A 19110-nucleotide genomic window follows, 5' to 3' on the forward strand; every position below is an offset into this window, starting at 1 on the left:
CTTCGGGCACGCGCACGGTACCTTCGGGCGCACACTGGGCGGCAGGCACGGCCACAGCCACCCGACACGACGGCGGACGGAGTCGACAGCGTGAGCATCCATGCGAGCGAGGGGGCCGATCCGTTCGGGACGGCACGGCTGCGGCGCGGCGTGCTCGACGCCTGGGGCTCCGGCCCCGCCCGCTTCCGGGAGGACGCCAACGCCGAGGAGGACCTCGCCCTCGGCGGCTACCGCGACCGCCTCGTCGTCGAGCTGGCCCAGAACGCCGCCGACGCCGCCGCCCGCGCCCGCGTCCCCGGCAGGCTCCGCCTCACCCTGCACCCCGCCGCCCCCGGCGCCCCGGACGGCCGCTGCGTCCTCGTCGCCGCCAACACCGGCGCCCCCCTGGACGCCACCGGCGTCGAGTCCCTGAGCACCCTGCGCGCCTCCGCCAAGCGCGAGGGCCACGAGGCGTCCGTCGGCCGGTTCGGCGTCGGTTTCGCCGCCGTCCTCGCGGTCACCGACGAACCGGCCGTGCTCGGCCGCCACGGCGGGGTCCGCTGGTCCCTGGCCGAGGCCCGCGAGCTGGCCCGGAACGCGGCCGTCGGCTCACCCGGCCTCGGCGACGAGCTGCGCCGCCGCGACGGCCACGTACCGCTGCTGCGTCTCCCGCTGCCCGCCGAGGGCTCCGCGCCCGACGGGTACGACACCGTGGTCGTCCTGCCCCTGCGCGACGCCGCCGCCGAGGACCTGGCCGCCCGGCTGCTGGCCGCCGTGGACGACGCGCTGCTGCTCACCCTGCCCGGCCTGGACGAGGTGGTCGTGGAGACCCCGGAGGGCGTACGGACCCTGAGCCGCTCGCTCCACGGCCCGTACACGCACATCGACGACTCCGCGCACGGCCTGAACCGCTGGCGTACCGCCTTCCACCACGGCCCCATCGAGCCGCCCCTCCTCGCGGACCGCCCGGTCGAGGAGCGGCTGCGCCCGCACTGGTCGGTCACCTGGGCGGTCCCCGTCGACGAGTCCGGCGCCCCGCGCGCCCCCCGTACGGCCCCGGTCGTCCACGCCCCCACCCCCACCGACGAGCTCCTCGGCATCCCCGCCCTGCTCATCGCCTCCCTCCCCCTGGACACCGCCCGCAGGCACCCCGCCCCCGGCCCGCTCACGGACTTCCTGGTGGAGCGGGCCGCGGACGCGTACGCGGAGCTGCTGGGCGCCTGGCGGCCGGTGTCGACCGGGACCATCGACCTGGTGCCAGGCCCGCTCGGCAAGGGGGGCCTGGACGGGGCCCTGCGCGGGGCGATCCTGGCCCGGCTGCCGAGGGTCGCGTTCCTGGAGCCCGCCGCGCCCCCGGACCCCGAGGCGGAGCCGGAGGCCGACTGGGACGACGCCTGGGGCCGCGACCGTACGGAGAACGCCCCCGGGACCGCCACCGCCGCCCTGCGCCCCGTGGAGGCCGAGGTCGTCGAGGGGGTGGGGGCCGAGACCGTGCGGGTCCTCGCGGAGGTGCTGCCCTGTCTGCTCCCCGCGGGCCTGGAGCGCCGCCCCGAGCTGCGCACCCTCGGGGTCGCCCGCGTGCCCCTCACCGAGGCCATCGACCGCCTCGCCGGACTGGAACGCGACCCCGCCTGGTGGCACCGGCTCTACGGCAGCCTCGCGGGCATCGACCCCGACCGCCTCTCCGGCCTCCCCGTCCCGCTCGCGGGCGACCCGGAGGACGAGCAGGCGGGCCGCCCCCCGCGCACCGCCATCGGCCCCCGCCAGGTCCTGCTGCCCCTCCCGGACGCCCTCACCGGCCCCGTACTCGCCCGCCTGGCCCGGCTCGGTCTCAAGGTCGCCCACCCGGACGCCGCCCACCCCCTCCTGGAGAAGCTCGGCGCCCTGCCCGCCACACCCCGCGCCGTACTGACGACCCCTCAAGTACGGGCAGCGGTCGCCGGATCGCTGGACGCGGGAGAGATCTGGGACGAGGACGCGCTCGACGCCGACGAGCTGGCGGAGACCGTCCTCACCCTCGTACGCGACGCGGAACTGGCCCCCGGCGACGAACCCTGGCTCGGCGCCCTCGCCCTCTCCGACGAGGACGGCGAACCGGCCCCGGCGGGCGAACTGGTCTACCCAGGAAGCCCGTTCGCGCGGATCATGCGCGAGGGCGAACTCGCGCTCGCGGACCAGGAGCTGGCCGACCGCTGGGGCGAGGGACCGCTCACCGCCTGTGGCGTCCTGGCCACCTTCGCCCTCGTCCGGGCCACCGACGTCGTCCTCGACCCGGACGAACTGGAGCCCCGTGACAGCGACTTCGCCGAACCCGACGACGCCGGGCTGCTGGACGCCGTCGACGTCTGGTGCGAGGACCTGCTCGACCAGCTGCCCGAGACCCCCGTACCGCCGGTCGCCACCGAGATCGTCGCCGTACGGGACCTGGACCTGGTCGACGACGACGCCTGGCCGCAGGCGCTCGCCCTGCTGGCGCAGCCGCCGCTGCGGGACGCGCTGACGCAGCCGGTGCGGGTGCTGCTCCCGGACGGCACGACGCAGTCCGTGCGCCCGTACACCGCCTGGTGGCTGCGCGACCACCCGGTCCTCCACGGCCGCCGCCCCGCCGGACTGCGCGCGGCGGGCGGTGACCCGCGCCTGGCCGGGCTGTACGACGCGGTGGACGCCACCGGCTTCGACGACGCCCAGGTGCTGCGAGCCCTCGGGGTGCGCACATCGGTCGCCGCCCTCCTGGACGAACCGGGCGGCGCCGCCGAGCTGTTGGGCCGCCTCGCCGACGAGGACCGCCCCGTCGCCCCCGTACAGCTGCACGCCCTCTACACCGCTCTCGCCGAACTCGACCCGGACCAGGTCACGTTGCCGGACGAGCTGCGGGCGGTGGTGGACGGCGAGGTGGCGGTGGTCGACGCGGCGGACGCCGTGGTCGCGGACGCCCCGGACGTGCTGCCGCTGACGGAGGGGCTGCCCCTGCTCCCCGTGGCCCCTGCGCGCGCGGCCGAGCTGGCCGACCTCCTCCAGGTGCGACGCCTGGGCGAGACGGTCGAGGCCGACGTCACCAGTGAGGGCGAGGAGCACCGCGTACCGGACTCGGTCCACGTCCTCCTCGGCCCCGCCACCCCGGACACGTACATCGAGCACACCGAACTCCACGCGGGCGGCGTCGAACTGGACTGGCGCCGCACCCCGGACGGCGTCGTCCACGCCGCCACCCTGGAGGGCGTCGCGGCGGGCCTGGCCTGGGCGGCGGGCCAGTGGCCCCGCCGCTTCGAGGTCGCGGCCCTCCTGGAGGACCCGTCCCGCACGGAGGAACTGGCCCGGGACCGCTGGTTCGACTGAGGCCGGCAGGAGCACGCGGAATCCCCGGGCGCCCACGGAAGACCGCGGGTTCACGGGAGAGCCCCCGGGAGGTCAGGGTGACCTCCCGGGGGCTCTCCCGTCCCGCTCGTCCGGCCCTCAGGCCCCGAAGCGCCGGCTCACCCAGCGCCAGCTCAGCTCCAGCAGCACGGCCGCCGCCACCGCGATGCCGACCGCCGTCCACGGCAGCGTCGTGCCGACCAGCTTCAGGGCGAAGAAGTCCTGGAGCCACGGCACCACGAGCACGATCAGGAAGCCGAGCCCCATCGCCGCCACGAGGCCGATGCGCCACCAGGTGTAGGGGCGGGCGATGATCGCCAGGACCCACATCGCGACCAGGAACAGCGTCAGCGTCGCCGCGCTCGTCTCCGCCTCCAGCGCGCCGGGGCCGGAGTAGTGGTGGCGGGCGATCAGGTAGGTGGTGAAGGTGGCCGCCGCCGCGATGATGCCCGAGGGGATCGCGTACCGCATGACGCGGCGCACGAAGTGGGGCTGGGCGCGCTCCCTGTTCGGCGCGAGGGCCAGGAAGAAGGCGGGGACGCCGATGGTGAGCGTGGCCAGCAGCGTCAGGTGGCGCGGCAGGAACGGGTACTCCACCTGCGAGCAGACCACCAGGATCGCCAGCAGCACCGAGTAGACCGTCTTGGTGAGGAAGAGGGTCGCGACGCGGGTGATGTTGCCGATCACCCGGCGCCCCTCGGCCACCACCGACGGAAGCGTGGCGAAGCTGTTGTTCAGCAGCACGATCTGGGCCACCGCCCGGGTCGCCTCGGAGCCCGAGCCCATCGAGACGCCGATGTCGGCGTCCTTGAGGGCGAGGACGTCGTTCACGCCGTCGCCCGTCATCGCGACCGTGTGGCCGCGCGACTGGAGGGCGGCGACCATGTCCCGCTTCTGCTGCGGGGTCACCCGGCCGAAGACCGCGTTCTGCTCCATGGCCGTGGCCATCTCGTCCGGGTCGGTCGGCATCCGGCGGGCGTCGAGGGTGTTCTCGGCACCCGCGAGGCCCAGCTTCCCGGCGACCGCGCCGACCGAGACGGCGTTGTCGCCGGAGATGACCTTGGTGGCCACGTTCTGCTGGGCGAAGTACTTGAGGGTCTCCGCCGCGTCCGGCCGCAGCCGCTGCTCCAGGACGACCAGCGCGGTGGGCACGTCGCCCTCCGCCGCGTCCGGGGCGTCCAGCTCGCCGCTCGGCACCCGGGCCAGGAGCAGCACGCGGAGGCCCTGCTCGTTGAGGTGCTCGATCTCGTCGAGGGTGGGGTCGCCCTCGGGGAGCAGGACGTCGGGGGCGCCGAGCAGCCAGGCGGAGGAGGTGCCGTCGGTCTCGGTGAAGGCCGCGCCGCTGTACTTGCGGGCGGAGGAGAACGGCATCGCCTCGGTGACCGCCCAGGCGGCCTTCCCGTCCCCGCCTGCCGGGTAGGCGTCGATGATGGCCTGGAGGCTGGCGTTGGGGCGCGGATCCGAGGAGCCGAGGGAGCGCAGCACCTGGTGGACGTAGGCCTCGTCGCTCCCGTTCAGCGGCCGGACCTCCGTGATGTCCATGCCGCCCTCGGTGAGGGTGCCGGTCTTGTCCAGGCAGACCACGTCGACCCGGGCGAGCCCCTCGATGGCGGGCAGCTCCTGCACCAGGCACTGCTTGCGGCCCAGCCGTACGACGCCGATGGCGAAGGCGACGGAGGTGAGGAGCACCAGCCCCTCGGGGATCATCGGGACGATGCCGCCGACGGTCCGGGCGACGGAGTCCTTGAAGTTGTTGTCCTTCACCACGAGCTGGCTGATGATCAGCCCGATCGCCGTCGGCACCATCATCCAGGTGACGTACTTCAGGATCGTGCTGATGCCGCTGCGCAGCTCGGAGTGGACGAGCGTGAAGCGCGACGCCTCCTCCGCGAGCTGGGCCGCGTACGCCTCGCGCCCGACCTTCGTCGCGGTGAACGCCCCGCCGCCCGCGACGACGAAGCTGCCGGACATCACCGGGTCGCCGGGCCGCTTGAGCACCGGGTCGGCCTCACCGGTCAGCAGCGACTCGTCGACCTCCAGGCTGTCGGCCTCCGCGACCGTGCCGTCCACGACCACCTTGTCGCCCGGCCCCAGCTCGATCACGTCCCCGAGGACGATCTCGTGCGTGGAGACCTCGGCGGCGGTGCCGTCGCGCCGCACGGTCGGCTTCGCCTCACCGATCACCGCGAGGCTGTCCAGGGTCCGCTTGGCCCGCCACTCCTGGATGATGCCGATGCCGGTGTTGGCGACGATCACGAAGCCGAAGAGGCTGTCCTGGATCGGCGCCACGAAGAGCATGATCACCCAGAGCACGCCGATGATCAGGTTGAACCGGGTGAAGACGTTGGCGCGGACGATCTCGGTGAGGGAGCGCGACGACCGTACGGGTACGTCGTTGACCTCACCCCGTGCCACCCGCTCGGCGACCTCGGCCGTGGTGAGGCCCGAGGCGCGATGGCCGGATGGCGGAAGGCCGACCGGATGTACGGGGTCGAGTTCCGCCCCCGCGTCGATCATGGTCGGCCGGGAGGATCCGGGGGTCTGCTCCCCGGAGGAATCGAGTGCCCGCTGCGTCATGGACTAGACGGTACGGGCGTGCGCGGGGAATCTCCCGCCGGGGGGTCGAAGATCCGACCAGGGGAGGACCAAGTCGGCCCTGTGGTTGTACGGGAGGGGGAGGTTCCCGTAAGGGAGGGGGAGCCTCGGGCGGTCGCCTCAGGCCGAGTGCCGCTCGGCCCGGGAAGCCTCCGCCTCCGCCTGGGCCGCCGCATGCCGCTTCAGGGCGGCGTCGCGTCCCCGTACGTACCAGATGCCGATCAGTCCGAGTCCGGCGCCGGCCAGCGGGGTCCACACCCACCAGGTGTGCCCCCGGTCGGCGAACCAGCCGTAGAAGGGGAGCTGGGCGAGGAAGAGGACGAACCAGAGGATCGTGCCGCCGACGACGGTGGAGACGACGGGGCCCTCCAGGGGCTCGGGTGCCTCGTGCTTCGGTGTCCACTTCTCCATGACTTCAGTGTATGGGGACCCCGTACGGCCGATAGGCGGGCCGGTCCTTCCCAGCGTCCCCAAGGGTCTACGCGCGGAGATAGCGATCTTCGGCTTATGTATTCATACTGAATCTGCTTTGGGCTGGCTCGATTTGTTCGTCTGAACATCCAATTTCGATCACCTTTGGCCCCCTTTGCCGCTGACATTCCGCCCCGCCTTCATCCCCGCATGCCCGCCCCACCGCTCCTACGTACGACTGAGGTCATCCATGCCCCCCTCGGCCACCGCTCCGGTCGACGCCCCGCAGCCCTCGGCACCGCAGTCCGCGGGCAGCCTGGACCGGTTCTTCAAGATCTCCGAGCGGGGGTCGAGCGTCGCGCGCGAGCTGCGCGGCGGGTTCGCCACCTTCTTCGCGATGGCGTACATCATCGTGCTCAACCCGATCATCCTGGGCAGCGCGAAGGACATGTACGGCCACCAGCTCGACAACGGTCAGCTGGTCACCGCCACCGTGCTCTCCGCCGCCTTCTCCACGCTCCTGATGGGCGTCATCGGCAATGTGCCGATCGCGCTCGCGGCCGGCCTCGGCGTCAACACCGTGGTCGCCCTCCAGCTCGCCCCCCGGATGAGCTGGCCGGACGCGATGGGCATGGTCGTCCTCGCGGGCATCGTGGTCATGCTGCTGGTCGCGACCGGCCTGCGGGAGCGCGTGATGAACGCCGTACCGCGCTCGCTCCGCAAGGGCATCGCGATCGGCATCGGCCTCTTCATCCTGCTCATCGGCCTGGTCGACTCCGGCTTCGTCTCGCGCATCCCCAACGAGGCCCACACCACCGTCCCGCTCCAGCTCGGCGCCACCGGCCACCTCAACGGCTGGCCGATCCTGGTCTTCGTCCTCGGCGCGCTGCTCACGCTCGCCCTGATCGTGCGCAAGGTGCCCGGCGCGATCCTGATCTCGATCATCGCCATGACCGTGGTCGCCCTGGTCATCGACGCGGTGGCCGGCCTGCCCGAGGGCGCCTGGGGCCTGACGACGCCCGCGTGGCCGGGGAACCCCGTCTCGGCGCCGGACTTCGGGCTGCTGGGCGAGGTCAGCCTCTTCGGCGGCTTCGCGAAGGTCGGCCTGCTGACCGGCGTCCTCTTCGTCTTCACCGTGCTGCTGTCCTGCTTCTTCGACGCGATGGGCACCATCCTGGGCGTCGGTGACGAGGCCGAGCTGATGGACCGGGACGGCAACTTCCCCGGCATCAACAAGGTGCTGTTCGTGGACGGCATCGCGGTCGCCTCGGGCGGTGCGACCTCCGCCTCCGCCACCACCTGCTTCGTGGAGTCCACGGCGGGCGTCGGAGAGGGCGCCCGTACCGGACTGGCGAGCGTGGTGACCGGTCTGCTCTTCTCGGTGGCGCTGTTCCTCACACCGCTGGCGACCATGGTCCCGTCGCAGGCGGCCACCCCCGCCCTGCTGGCGGTCGGCTTCCTGATCATCGCGGGGTCGGTGCGGGACATCGACTGGAGCGACTACACGCTGGCGGTCCCGGCGTTCCTGGCGATGGTGATGATGCCGTTCACGTACTCGATCACCAACGGCATCGGCATCGGCTTCATCGCCTTCTCCGTGCTGCGGCTGGCGGCGGGCCGGGGCCGTGAGGTGCCGATCGCGATGTACGTGGTGTCGGCGGTCTTCGTCTTCTACTACGCGATGCCGGCGCTCGGCCTCACGTGACCGGCCTCACGTGACGCCTCCGATCACGTGACCGGTCACGTGATCGGAGGCGTCACGCCCCTCCTGGAGTCCCCGTAGAACTTCTCCGTCTCGTCGACGGCCGCCTTGAAGCGCTCGTCGAAGTCGTCGCGAACGAGCGTCCGGACCACGTAGTCCTGGACGCTCATTCCGCGTTTGGCGGCATGCTGCCGGAGCCGGTCGAGCAGCTCACCGTCTATCCGCAGGCTGAGCACTGTCGATCCCATGTCCAGCAGGGTCGCCGCCCCGAGGCGCTTCGTGCGTCACTTTCCGCTCCCGACTCACCCGTTCGGGTGACGTGGATTCCCCTGGCACTCTCCCGGGTGGTATTTAGTTAGGGTAATGAGTTACGCTAACGAACATGCCTGACCTGATCCACGACGGCGAGAGTGCCGCCGCCGTGAGCTCCCTCCGCTCGGCCGTGATGCTGCTGGGCCGACGCCTGAAGCACCAGCGCGTCGACGAGTCGCTGAGCCCCACCGAGATGTCGGTGCTCGGCACCCTGGCCCGCTGCGGCTCGGCCACCCCCGGCGAGCTGGCCCGCAAGGAGCACGTGCAGCCCCCGTCGATGACCCGCATCGTCGCGCTGCTGGAGGCGAAGGGCCTGGTCAGGCTGGAACCGCACCCCGATGACCGTCGGCAGAAGACGGTCAGCCAGACCGAGCGGGCCGAGGCCATGCTCGCGGAGAGCCGCACCAAGCGGAACGCCTGGCTGGCCCAGCTCGCCGAGGGCCTGGACGAGGACGAGTGGGAGAAGCTGCGGGCCGCCGCGCCCGTGCTGGAGAAGCTCGCCCACCTGTGACCCCGCGGGCGCACCGGCGGTGACCGGCCGGGCCGTACACGCGCTGTACGGCCGGACCGGATCCGATCACCGCCGGAGCGCCCGTCGTCACGTCCTCGTCGGACCGCACGCCGCAGACGTACGAGGAGATGAACCCTTTTGAGTACGGGACCCGGAGCAGACTCCGCCCCCGCACCGACTTCCACCCACGAGAGCACGACCGGCGGGACCTTCTCGTCGCTGAAGATCCGCAACTACCGCCTGTTCGCCACGGGCGCCGTTATCTCCAACACCGGTACCTGGATGTCCCGCATCACGCAGGACTGGCTCGTTCTGAGCCTGACGGGCTCCGCCACGGCCGTGGGCATCACCACGGCCCTCCAGTTCCTCCCCCTGCTGCTCTTCGGCCTGTACGGCGGTGTCATCGCCGACCGCCTCCCGAAGCGGCAGATCCTGCTCGTCAGCCAGGCCATGCTCGGCCTGTGCGGTATCGCGCTGGCCGTCCTGACCCTGACCGGGGCCGTTCAGGTCTGGCACGTCTACCTGATCGCGTTCCTGCTCGGCATGGTGACGGTCGTCGACAACCCGGCCCGCCAGTCGTTCGTCTCCGAGATGGTCGGCCCCGCGCAGCTCCGTAACGCGGTCAGCCTGAACTCCGCGAACTTCCAGTCCGCCCGCCTCATCGGCCCCGCCGTCGCGGGTGTCCTGATCACGACCGTCGGCAGCGGCTGGGCGTTCCTGCTCAACGGCCTCTCCTTCCTGGCCCCGCTCATCGGCCTGCTGATGATGCGGACGAGCGAACTCCACGCCTCGGTGCGGGTCCCCCGCGCCAAGGGCCAGCTGCGCGAAGGGCTGCGCTACGTCCGGGGCCGCCCGGAGCTGATCTGGCCGATCGTCCTGGTCGGCTTCGTCGGCACGTTCGGGTTCAACTTCCCGATCTGGCTGACCGCCTTCGCGGACGGGGTCTTCGACGGCGGCGCGGGCATGTACTCGTTCTTCAACATCCTCATGGCGGCCGGTTCGCTGGCCGGAGCCCTGCTCTCGGCCCGGCGCCGCTCCACCCGGCTGCGGATGCTGGTGGCGGCGGGCACGGCGTTCGGCCTGCTGGAGATCGCCGCCTCGCTCTCCCCGTACGTCTGGCTGTTCGCGCTCCTCCTCGTCCCGATCGGGATGCTGGGCCTGACGACGAACATCACCGCGAACACGAGCGTGCAGATGGCGGCCGATCCCGAGATGCGGGGCCGGGTGATGAGCCTCTACATGATGGTCTTCGCCGGGGGTACGCCGGTGGGCGCCCCGATCGTCGGCTGGATCAGCGACACGTACGGCGCCCGCGTCGGCTTCGCCTCCGGCGGCGCGATCTCGGTGATCGCCGCCCTGGCCGTCGGCTTCGCCCTCGCCCGCGTCGGCGGCCTGCGCGTGAAGGTCGACCTCCGCCCGGGCCGCCCGCACGTCCGCTTCGTACCGCGCGAGCGGCTGGCGGCGGCGGCGTGACGTACGTACCCCGTGCGCCCCACGGGGCTCACGGGGCTCACGCGAAAGGCGCCCTTCCCCGGAGCGGGGAGGGCGCCTTTCGCATGCCGGGGCGGGGGGTCAGTCGCGGGGGAAGGCGTCGGTCGCGAGGGTCAGGCCGACGACGGTCGACGCCAGGTCGACGGGGGTCCCGAAGTCCAGGCTCAGGACGCTGCGGTACTCGTCGGACTTCGGGAGCGTGTGCAGGTGCCAGGTCCCGGTGTTCGGATCGACGATGAGGTAGACGGGGACACCGGCCTCGGCACAGGTGGCCTTCTTGGAGCCGTAGTCGTTCGCGGCGGTGGACTTCGAGATCACCTCGGCGACGAACTCGATGTCCTGGTAGCGCCAGCGCCCGTCGTCACCCTTGACGGCGTCGGAGGCCAGGGCGACGACGTCGGAGGCGAAGCCGTTGAGGAGGCCGGGGAAGTCGATGCGTACGTCGGAGAGCAGCCGGTCTTCCGGGTAGCGGGGCAGCAACTGCCGGATGATGCCCAAGATGATTCGCCAGTGTGTGTCCCGCTGCGGCGACGTGTAGACGGTCCCCTCGACGATCTCGACCTTGAATCCCTCGGGGACGGGCTCAAGCCACTCGACCATCATGTCCAGGGTGCGCTCGTCGCTGGTGTCGGCCATGTCGATCCTGTCGGTGTCTACGACGGTCACCGTGCCGCTCCTCCCGGCTGCCGCACGGGCGTGCGGGCAGCCGCGCAGTGCAACGATAGGCCTGGCTCTCCGGATACGCCCGGACCCTGGGAGCCTCTGCCAGACTCGTGCCCATGAGCAGCCGCGATCCCGGCCGTCGGCCGGTGGGCCGGCCCGGTCGGCAGCCGGGCCGCCCGCCCACCCGCCGCCCCGCCCAGCGCCTCTTCGCCGCCGTCCTGCCGCCCGCCTCCGCCGTGGCCGAACTCCGTACGGCGGTGGCACCCCTCCACGCCCTCCCCGGCTCGCAGGACCTGCGCTGGACGCGGCCCGGGGACTGGCACGTCACGCTGGCGTTCTACGGGGACGTGCCGGACGAGGACGTACGGCCGGAGCTGGAGGCGCGGCTGGGGCGGGCCGCGCACCGCACCGAGCCCTTCCGCCTCCGCCTCCGCGGGGCGGGGCGCTTCGGCGGGCGGGCGCTGTGGGCCGGGGCGGCGGGCGGGCTCGACGCGTTGCGCCTGCTGGCCGAGCGCGCGGACGCGGCGGGCCGGCGGTCCGGGCTGCCGCTGGAGCGGCAGCACCGCTTCACCCCGCACCTGACCCTGGCCCGGAGCCGGGCGGGGGCGGAGTTGAGGCCGTTCACCGAGGCTCTGGCGGGGTTCGAGGGGCAGGGGTGGGAGGCCGGTGAGCTGAGTCTCGTACGGAGCGAACCGCCCCGCTCGGGGGTGCCGGGGGAGCGGCCGCACTACGCCGTGGTGCGGGCCTGGGCGCTGGGGCGGTGAGCGGTGCGGTTACGCTCGAAGGGTGGACCCGAAGACCAGAAACCGCATCATGGCGGCCGCGCTCGTGCTCATGTTCCTCGTCGTCGCCGTGTCGGCCGCCTTCGGCGCCTGAGGAAGGCGGGGAGGGCGGGGAGGCCGTACGGGCCGTCGGCGCCGCCCCCGCGCCCCGCTGCACCAGCACCACCGCGCCGACGACGCCCGCCGCGCCCAGCCACTGGAGCGGCCCCAGGGTCTGCCCCAGGAAGAGGTAGCCGAGGACGGTCGCGCACAGGGGCGAGGCGAACGACAGGAACGAGGCGGCGAGGGCCGGCAGCCGCGCTATGCCGTTGAACCAGATGACGTACGCGAGCAGCGCCCCGACGATCGTCAGATAGCCGAAGCCGCCGACGTTGGTCCAGGTCAGCTCGGACGGCAGTGGCTCACCGAGCAGGGTGACGGGCAGCAGGACCAGCCCGCCGACGGTGAGCTGCCACCCGGTGAAGGCCAGCAGCGAGACCCCCTCGGGCCGCCCCCAGCGCTTGGTCAGCACGATGCCGCCCGCCATGCTCAGGGCCCCCAGCAGCCCCGCCACCACGCCGATGCCGTCCAGTCCGGCGTTCGGCTGGAGGACCAGCAGCGCGACCCCCGCGGCGGCGAGGGCGAAGGCGCCCAGGTGCAGGGGGCGGATGCGGGCGCCCAGCGCGAGCGGGCCGAGGAGCAGCACGATGAGCGGCTGGACGGCCGTGACGAGCGCGGCCACTCCGCCGGGCAGGTGGTAGGCGGCGAGGAAGAGGCAGTAGAAGAAGGCGCCGATGTTCAGGACGCCGAGCACGGTCGCCCGTATCCACCAGATGCCCCGGGGCAGGACCCGGGTGAGCAGAAGCAGGATCAGCCCGGCGGGCAGGGCACGCAGGGTGGAGGCGAGCAGCGGCCGGTCGGGCGGCAGGAACTCGGTGGTGACGAGGTAGGTGGAGCCCCAGACGGCCGGGGCGAGGGCAGTGAGGAGGGAGATCCTGACCAGGCGGTGCTGGTCGGTCATGGCGGACTCCTGGCAATCGTTCGACGTCGAACTATCTCTCGTGGAACAGGAAAGTAGGCGAGGCGGTAGGCTGACGTCAAACAGTTCGATGTGGAAGTATCTGATCTGGGGCCGGCCGATGCACGGAGATGAACGAGACGGTGCGCGGACGCGCGACTCGGTCGACGACTTCCTGGACCAGTGGGCCGCCCTGAGGTCCGACCTGGATCTGGAGGCCATGGGCGCGGTGGGGCGACTCATGCGGCTGACCCGGCTCGTGGACAAGGAGGTCGGCCGGTACTTCGCCGAACACGGCATGGAGCGCTGGGAGTTCGACGTCATCGCCACCCTCCGCCGCAGCGACCGCCCGCTCACCCCCAAGGAGCTGGCCGCGAACGTCATGGTCAGCTCCGCCGCGCTGACGAACCGGATCGACCGCCTCGCCGCCCGGGGCCTGGTCGCCCGGGAAGCCGTCCCCGGCGACCGCCGCAGCCTGTACGTCACCCTCACCGACGCCGGGCGGGCGCTCGTCGACTCCACGGTGGAGGGCCATGTGCGCAACGAGCGCAGGATGCTCGCGGAGCTTGACGCGGAGGACTGCGAGGAGCTGAACAGACTGCTGCGCACGCTGGTGAACACGCTGGAGAAGGACGGCTGAGGACGGCTGAGGGCGGCTGAGGGCAACCGGCGGCCGGTGGCCCGCCACCGAGGACACAGGGCCGACGCGTCCTTGCCTGGAGTGGACTCGAAGGAGTTGGCTGGGGCGTCATGAAGTACACACAGCTCGGACGCACCGGACTCAAGGTCAGCCGACTCGTGCTCGGCACGATGAACTTCGGCCCGCAGACCAACGAGTCGGACAGCCACGCGATCATGGACTCCGCGCTCGGCGCGGGCCTGAACTTCTTCGACACCGCCAACGTCTACGGCTGGGGCGAGAACAAGGGGCGCACCGAGGAGATCCTCGGGACCTGGTTCGCCCAGGGCGGCGGCCGCCGCGACAAGGTGGTCCTGGCCACCAAGATGTACGGGAACATGGCCCCCGACGGCGACGCCTGGCCCAACCACGACAAGCTCTCCGCCGTGAACATCCGGCGGGCGGTCGACGCCTCGCTCAAGCGGCTCCAGACGGACCACATCGACCTGTACCAGTTCCACCACGTCGACCGGAACACCCCGTTCGAGGAGATCTGGCAGGCGGTCGACGTCCTGGTCCAGCAGGGCAAGATCCTGTACGCGGGCTCCTCGAACTTCCCCGGTTACAAGATCGCCCAGGCCAACGAGCAGGCGGCCAGGCGCGGTTCGCTCGGCCTGGTCAGCGAGCAGTGCATCTACAACCTGGCCGAGCGCCGCGCCGAGATGGAGGTCGTCCCGGCCGCGCAGGAGTACGGTCTCGGCGTCATCCCCTGGTCCCCGCTCCACGGCGGCCTGCTGGGCGGCGTCATCAAGAAGGAGGCCACCCAGGGCCGCCGCGCCTCGGGCCGCTCGGCCGACGCCCTGGCCGACAGCACGGTCCGCTCCCAGGTCCAGGCGTACGAGGACCTGCTGGAGAAGCACGGCCTGGAACCCGGCGAAGCGGCCCTGGCCTGGCTGCTGACCCGCCCCGGCATCACGGGCCCGATCGTCGGCCCCCGCACCACGGAACAACTGGACAGCGCCCTGCGCGCCCTGGAACTCGACCTCCCGGCCCCCGTACTCACCGGCCTGGACGAGATCTTCCCGGGCCCGGGCCCGTCCCCGGAGGCCTTCGCCTGGTGAGGTGAGCCGACGAACCGGTCGGCCGCCGTTCCGCGAGGGGCGGCGGCCGATCGCGCTGACCGGCCCCCGCTACCCCGCGAACCCGTCCAGCGCCGCCAGCACCGCCCGCCGGGTCGCGGGCCCGCCCAGGTGTCCCGCGTCGTCGATGACCGTCAACTCCGCCTCCGGCCAAACCCGGTCGAGCTCCCAGGCGGTGGTCAGGGGGCTGCCCAGGTCGAAGCGGCCGTGGACGAGCGCGGCGGGGATACCGGCCAGCCGGTGGACCTCGTCGATGAGCTGGTTCTCCCGCAGCCAGGCGCCGTGGGAGAAGTAGTGGGCGCAGATGCGGACCATGGCCCGCTGGTCGCGGTCGGGGCGCCCGCTGTACGGAGCCGGCCCCGGCCCGGCCTCCAGGGAGAGGACCGCGTCCTCCCACGCGCACCAGGCGGCGGTGGCCCGTTCCCGTACGGCGGGGTCCGGGCTCTCCAGGAGGCGGGCGTAGGCCGCGACCAGACCAGCGGGCTCCGTCCCCTCGGGGGCCCCTTCGCGGAAGGTGTGCCAGGCCTCGGGGAAGATCCGGCCGACGCCCCGGTAGAGCCAGTCGATCTCGCTGCGGCGGGTCGTGGTGACCGAGGCGATGACGGCCTCCGTGACCCGCTCCGGGTGCGCCTGCGCGGCAGACGTACGCCCCCTACTACGCGGACGGCGCACCGTCGGCGACGCTCAAGTCGGCTGCGGTGAACACCGTCCCGACCGCGACACAGAGCCTCTTCGACGGAGTGGGCCGCGTCACGGATGCCCTGTCCGTGAAGTTCGGCGACGAGCAGTGGCGGACGAAGACGGTCTACGAGGGTGACCGCACCACGGTCATTCCGCCGAAGGGCGGCACGGCCACCACGACGGTGACGGACGCCCGCGGGCGCACGACCGACCTCCTGCAGTACACGAACGCGGCACGTACGACGTCGGAGAAGACGAGCTACGCGTACGGCAAGTACGACGAGCCGTCCTCGGTCACCGACCCTGACGGAAACACCTGGTCCTACACCTTCGACAGCCGGGGCCAGAAGACCACGACGGTCGACCCGGACAAGGGCACCACGCTCACCGAGTACGACGACCTCGGCCGCCCCGTCACCACGACGGATGCCCGCGGTGTCGTCCTCACGACCAGCTATGACGAGCTCGGCCGCAAGGGCGAGGTCAAGCAGGGCACCACACTCCTGTCCAAGTGGACCTACGACACCCTCGCCAAGGGACAGCTGACCAAGAGCACGCGGTACGTCGACGGCGCCGAGTACACCAACGCGACCGGCGGCTTCAACGACCGCTACCAGCCCACGTCGACCACCACCACGGTCCCGTCCGCGGCGGGCGGCCTGGCGGGTACGTACACCTGGACGTACGGCTACGACGCGCGGACCGGGGCCCTGCTCTGGACCCGCAACCCGGCTGTCGGTGACATCCAGGCCGAGTTCGTGGCGACCAACTACAACAGCGACGACCTGCCGTTCCGTACTAGCGGACAGTACGACGCCCTGGTCGCCAACACGCTCTACGACGTCTTCTCCCGCCCCACGCGACTGGAGTTCAGCGCCAACCTCGGGAAGAAGGTGTACAAGACCCTCCTCTACGACGAGCACACCGGCCGGGTGACCCGGCAGACCACCGACCGGGACGTCGCTCCGAAGAGGGTCGACGACACCACGTACGCCTACGACCCTGCGGGCAACGTCACCGGCGTGACCAACGTCAGCGGCCAGGACGCGCAGAAGTCCACCGACACCCAGTGCTTCACCACCGACCCGCTGGGCCGGCTGAGCGAGGCATGGACGGCGAAGGCCGACTGCGCCGCGGCTCCTTCGGCGTCCACGGTCGGCGGTCCGGACGCGTACTGGCACAGCTACGGCTACGACAAGGTCGGCAACCGGTCGAAGCAGGTCGAGCACGCCACCACGGCCGGCGGGGCGGACGCCACGACCACCTACGCGCACCCGTCCCCGGGGGCGAAGCGCCCCCACGCGGTGCAGCGGGCCTCGGTCACCGGCGGCCCGGCCGACGGACGTACCAGCACCTTCGAGTACGACGACGCCGGGAACACCATCAAGCGGACCGTCGGCACCACCGTCCAGGACCTGACCTGGACGCCCGAAGGGCAGCTCGCCACCCTCACCGAGGCGGGCAAGCGGACCGGCTACACCTATGACGCCGACGGCAACCGGATCATCGCGAAGAACGGGGACGGCTCCAGCACCCTGACGCTCCCCAACGGCGACCAGGTGCAGCTCGCGGCGAACGGCGCGAAGACGGCGACGCGTTACTACACCCACCTCGGGGACACGGTCGCGGTCCGCAGCGGCAACTCCGTCTCCTACCTGATCAACGACCACCAGGGCACGGCCATGACGGCCATCGCGGTAGGCAGCCTGGCCCTGACCCGAAGGAAGCAGCTCCCCTTCGGCCAGCTCCGCTCCGCCCAGTCCCCGGTCTTCGGCCCCCGCGGCTTCGTCGGCGGAACCAACGACCCCACCGGCCTGACCCACCTGGGCGCCCGCGAGTACGACCCCGTCCTGGGCCGCTTCATCTCCGTCGACCCGATCATCGACTTCGACGACCCGGCCCAGATGAACGCCTACAGCTACGCCCACAACAGCCCGCTCACCAAGTCCGACCCGACGGGCCTGCGCCCCGACCACACGGTGGGCAACGCCAAGGGCGACGAACGCTGGGCCTCCGACCGGGGCATGTACGCCGGCTACACCCTCAGGAACGGCAAATGGGTCTGGAAGGAGACCCCGAAACGGGGCACCGAGGCCAAGAAGCGCTACACGGCGTACAAGGCCAACCCCACCACCTACATGGTCAACGACAGCCACGCCAAGAAACGCTCGGCCGACATCAAGGCAGGGGCGAAGAAGGCCGCGGACGCTGCCGCCGCCAAGAGGGCGAAGGAAGCTGCCGAGAAGCAGCGCAAAGAAGACGGCATCTTCAGCAACATCATGAAGGGAAGATGGGGCGATGCGGCTGCGAACCTGAAAGAGGCGGGGCCGGTTCGCTGGGTCGCGGAGAATGCAGACACCATAAAGCGGGTCGTAGAGTCTGCTGCCTTTGCTGTGTGTATCGTTGCCTCCGCCGGGGCCTGTCTGATCGCAGGAGGCGTCGTTATCGCCGCTGGAATTGCTGTGGATGCTGCGGCGGGTGCGGAAATGGGTGGCGAATATTGGAAAGCGACAGCGGTGACAGCCGGTATCACGCTTGCTGGCGGAGCCGTCGGAAGGTTTGCTTCAGGTGGCGGGAAGTGGAGTCAGGGCGGTTGGTTCAAGTCGCCTAAGATGACGAGAAGAGGTCCGACCCATGCGGTGGGTAGGTCCAGCCATGCCCGACGGACTGATGTGGGTCCGACTGCCAACGCCTACGTCCAGAATGCCTTTCTCGCTGGAATTAGCTGTGGCGCTCCGGCCAAGAGCACGATAAATGCGGGGTACTGTCCGTGAACTCCACGCGAAGTGGAAGACGAGGTCTCTTTGTCAGGCACAGGAAGGATGGGTCGATTCAGCTGAGGCGGAAGGGGACGGTGATGTTCGCTTGGGCGGCGATCATTCTCCTCGGTCCCTTCCTGGCCCTCTTCGGTCTCGCGGAAGTCGAGAAAAGCGGATTCCGGGGAATCGGTATTCATCTGGCAGCCGGAATAATTTTCGCCACCATTGCTCGTGGAGCCATCGGGTGTAAGATTGTCCTCGATCCGAACGGGTCGGTGCGAGATGTAGGGCCTGTCGTGGAGAAGATTTTTCCCGACGGTGAATCTCTGTCGGTAAAGTGCGAGAACAATGGATTGATGATCGTCCATTCGGGCCGGGAATATGGTGTGTGGTCGTTCTCGCAGAGCGCGATAGGCGGTAGATCGGCCCGAAGTGCGCGAGGTTTCATCGATTCCTGGCTGAAAGAGGGCGGCAGGCAGATTTCGGAACGCGCCAGCAGTGTTGAGCGGAGGGTATATCTGAGGCCGACAGATGTGGTTCTGTTGGTCCCCTTCGCTGTGCCACTGCTCATGCGGCTTTGAAGTGCTGCTCAGGGCGGCCCGTCGCGTTTCCGGTGGGCCGCCACGTTGCGCCCCGGCGCCTCGGTCGCGTCACTCGGAATGGCAGAGCAGTGAAGGTAGGGACCAAGCTGCCGCACAGTACCGTTCGAAGCCTGCGCCGCACCAAGGTAGGGGCTCTCTTTCGCTCTTGCGTATGGAGCGGTCGTTGACGGGAATCGAGAGAAGCGTGGACAGAATTAGGCTTAGGGAATGAGGAATCCATTCACCAAGTCTGTCGTGCTGTTCCTTCCCTTCGTTCCCTTAATAATCCTGGTTTCATTGTGAGCTAGAGGTGTTGGGGGATGGTGCGAAGTTTTCATTCCGCCGGCATTTGCCTTGGGGTCAGCAGTTCTGGTCGGCCGATTCGTGAGGCGTTAACGAACGGAGTGACTGAAAGGCTCTTTCCTCGGTGGTCCGTCGGTCTATTGATCAGAAACTCATGGGGTTCTCGTTCACGATGTAGCGGACGTGGGGGCCGCCGAAGTAGCCGCGGACGATGTGCGGCTGACGCTGGCG

At 70.9% G+C, this 19110-nt stretch carries 13 protein-coding genes and 2 pseudogenes; 9 read left to right on the forward strand and 6 right to left on the reverse strand.

All coding sequences use genetic code 11. From position 1 onward, the window contains the following. Nucleotides 1–90 precede the first annotated feature (90 nt). Entirely contained in the window at nucleotides 91–3315 is a 3225-nt protein-coding gene (locus AC0682_RS21675; protein WP_478534717.1) for a sacsin N-terminal ATP-binding-like domain-containing protein, read from the forward strand. Nucleotides 3316–3432: 117 nt separating this feature from the next. On the opposite strand, the gene AC0682_RS21680 is transcribed toward AC0682_RS21675, so the two are convergent. Together AC0682_RS21680 and AC0682_RS21685 are read right to left on the reverse strand one after the other, a co-directional pair. Then, entirely contained in the window at nucleotides 3433–5910 is a 2478-nt protein-coding gene (locus tag AC0682_RS21680) for an HAD-IC family P-type ATPase (protein ID WP_254812007.1), read from the reverse strand. A 138-nt stretch (nucleotides 5911–6048) separates the two neighbouring features. Beyond that, nucleotides 6049–6339: a DUF2530 domain-containing protein gene (locus tag AC0682_RS21685; RefSeq protein WP_478534719.1), complete on the reverse strand. Its 291-nt coding sequence runs from the start codon at nucleotides 6337–6339 to the stop codon at nucleotides 6049–6051. Nucleotides 6340–6589: 250 nt separating this feature from the next. Here AC0682_RS21685 and AC0682_RS21690 point away from each other — a divergent pair, with 250 nt between their 5' ends. After that, entirely contained in the window at nucleotides 6590–8044 is a 1455-nt protein-coding gene (locus AC0682_RS21690) for an NCS2 family permease (RefSeq protein ID WP_254812005.1), read from the forward strand. A 35-nt stretch (nucleotides 8045–8079) separates the two neighbouring features. Here AC0682_RS21690 and AC0682_RS21695 read toward each other — a convergent pair whose 3' ends face one another. Further along, nucleotides 8080–8289 (reverse strand): BrnA antitoxin family protein, encoded by a 210-nt coding sequence (locus AC0682_RS21695; protein ID WP_254812004.1) that lies wholly within the window; start codon nucleotides 8287–8289, stop codon nucleotides 8080–8082. Between the two features lie 134 nt (nucleotides 8290–8423). On the opposite strand from AC0682_RS21695, the gene AC0682_RS21700 reads away from it, so the two are divergent. Together AC0682_RS21700 and AC0682_RS21705 are read left to right on the forward strand one after the other, a co-directional pair. After that, entirely contained in the window at nucleotides 8424–8864 is a 441-nt protein-coding gene (locus tag AC0682_RS21700; protein ID WP_254812003.1) for a MarR family winged helix-turn-helix transcriptional regulator, read from the forward strand. Between the two features lie 138 nt (nucleotides 8865–9002). Continuing rightward, nucleotides 9003–10337 carry an MFS transporter gene (locus AC0682_RS21705; protein ID WP_478534720.1) on the forward strand — a complete coding sequence of 445 codons (1335 nt, stop codon included), beginning with the start codon at nucleotides 9003–9005 and terminating at the stop codon, nucleotides 10335–10337. A 99-nt stretch (nucleotides 10338–10436) separates the two neighbouring features. On the opposite strand, the gene AC0682_RS21710 is transcribed toward AC0682_RS21705, so the two are convergent. Continuing rightward, nucleotides 10437–11021, reverse strand: coding sequence for a Uma2 family endonuclease (locus AC0682_RS21710; RefSeq protein WP_478534721.1), 585 nt, complete (start codon nucleotides 11019–11021; stop codon nucleotides 10437–10439). 113 nt (nucleotides 11022–11134) lie between these two features. Between AC0682_RS21710 and thpR the strand changes: the two genes are divergently transcribed. Beyond that, nucleotides 11135–11782, forward strand: coding sequence for an RNA 2',3'-cyclic phosphodiesterase (gene thpR, locus AC0682_RS21715; protein WP_478534722.1), 648 nt, complete (start codon nucleotides 11135–11137; stop codon nucleotides 11780–11782). 232 nt (nucleotides 11783–12014) lie between these two features. Here thpR and AC0682_RS21720 read toward each other — a convergent pair. Continuing rightward, nucleotides 12015–13019, reverse strand: a pseudogene (locus AC0682_RS21720) (EamA family transporter); the annotation flags it as partial. Between AC0682_RS21720 and AC0682_RS21725 the strand changes: the two are divergent. Further along, complete coding sequence (locus AC0682_RS21725) at nucleotides 12919–13437, forward strand: MarR family winged helix-turn-helix transcriptional regulator (protein ID WP_478534723.1); 519 nt, start codon at nucleotides 12919–12921, stop codon at nucleotides 13435–13437. The pseudogene AC0682_RS21720 and the gene AC0682_RS21725 overlap by 101 nt on opposite strands. A 110-nt stretch (nucleotides 13438–13547) precedes the next feature. Then, the gene (locus AC0682_RS21730) at nucleotides 13548–14537 is read left to right on the forward strand and encodes an aldo/keto reductase (RefSeq protein WP_254812000.1); all 990 of its coding nucleotides are present in this window, start codon (nucleotides 13548–13550) and stop codon (nucleotides 14535–14537) included. 69 nt (nucleotides 14538–14606) lie between these two features. Here the strand turns inward: AC0682_RS21730 and AC0682_RS21735 are convergent. Beyond that, nucleotides 14607–15191: pseudogene (locus AC0682_RS21735) on the reverse strand (alpha/beta hydrolase family protein); the annotation flags it as partial. A 62-nt stretch (nucleotides 15192–15253) separates the two neighbouring features. Between AC0682_RS21735 and AC0682_RS21740 the strand changes: the two are divergent. Together AC0682_RS21740 and AC0682_RS21745 are read left to right on the forward strand one after the other, a co-directional pair. Further along, nucleotides 15254–18010: an RHS repeat-associated core domain-containing protein gene (locus AC0682_RS21740; RefSeq protein ID WP_478534724.1), complete on the forward strand. Its 2757-nt coding sequence runs from the start codon at nucleotides 15254–15256 to the stop codon at nucleotides 18008–18010. After that, entirely contained in the window at nucleotides 18007–18576 is a 570-nt protein-coding gene (locus AC0682_RS21745; RefSeq protein WP_478534725.1) for a hypothetical protein, read from the forward strand. The genes AC0682_RS21740 and AC0682_RS21745 overlap by 4 nt, the downstream gene beginning before the upstream one ends. Nucleotides 18577–19110 lie beyond the last annotated feature (534 nt).

The sequence above is a fragment of the Streptomyces sp. NPDC043746 genome, assembly GCF_056436485.1.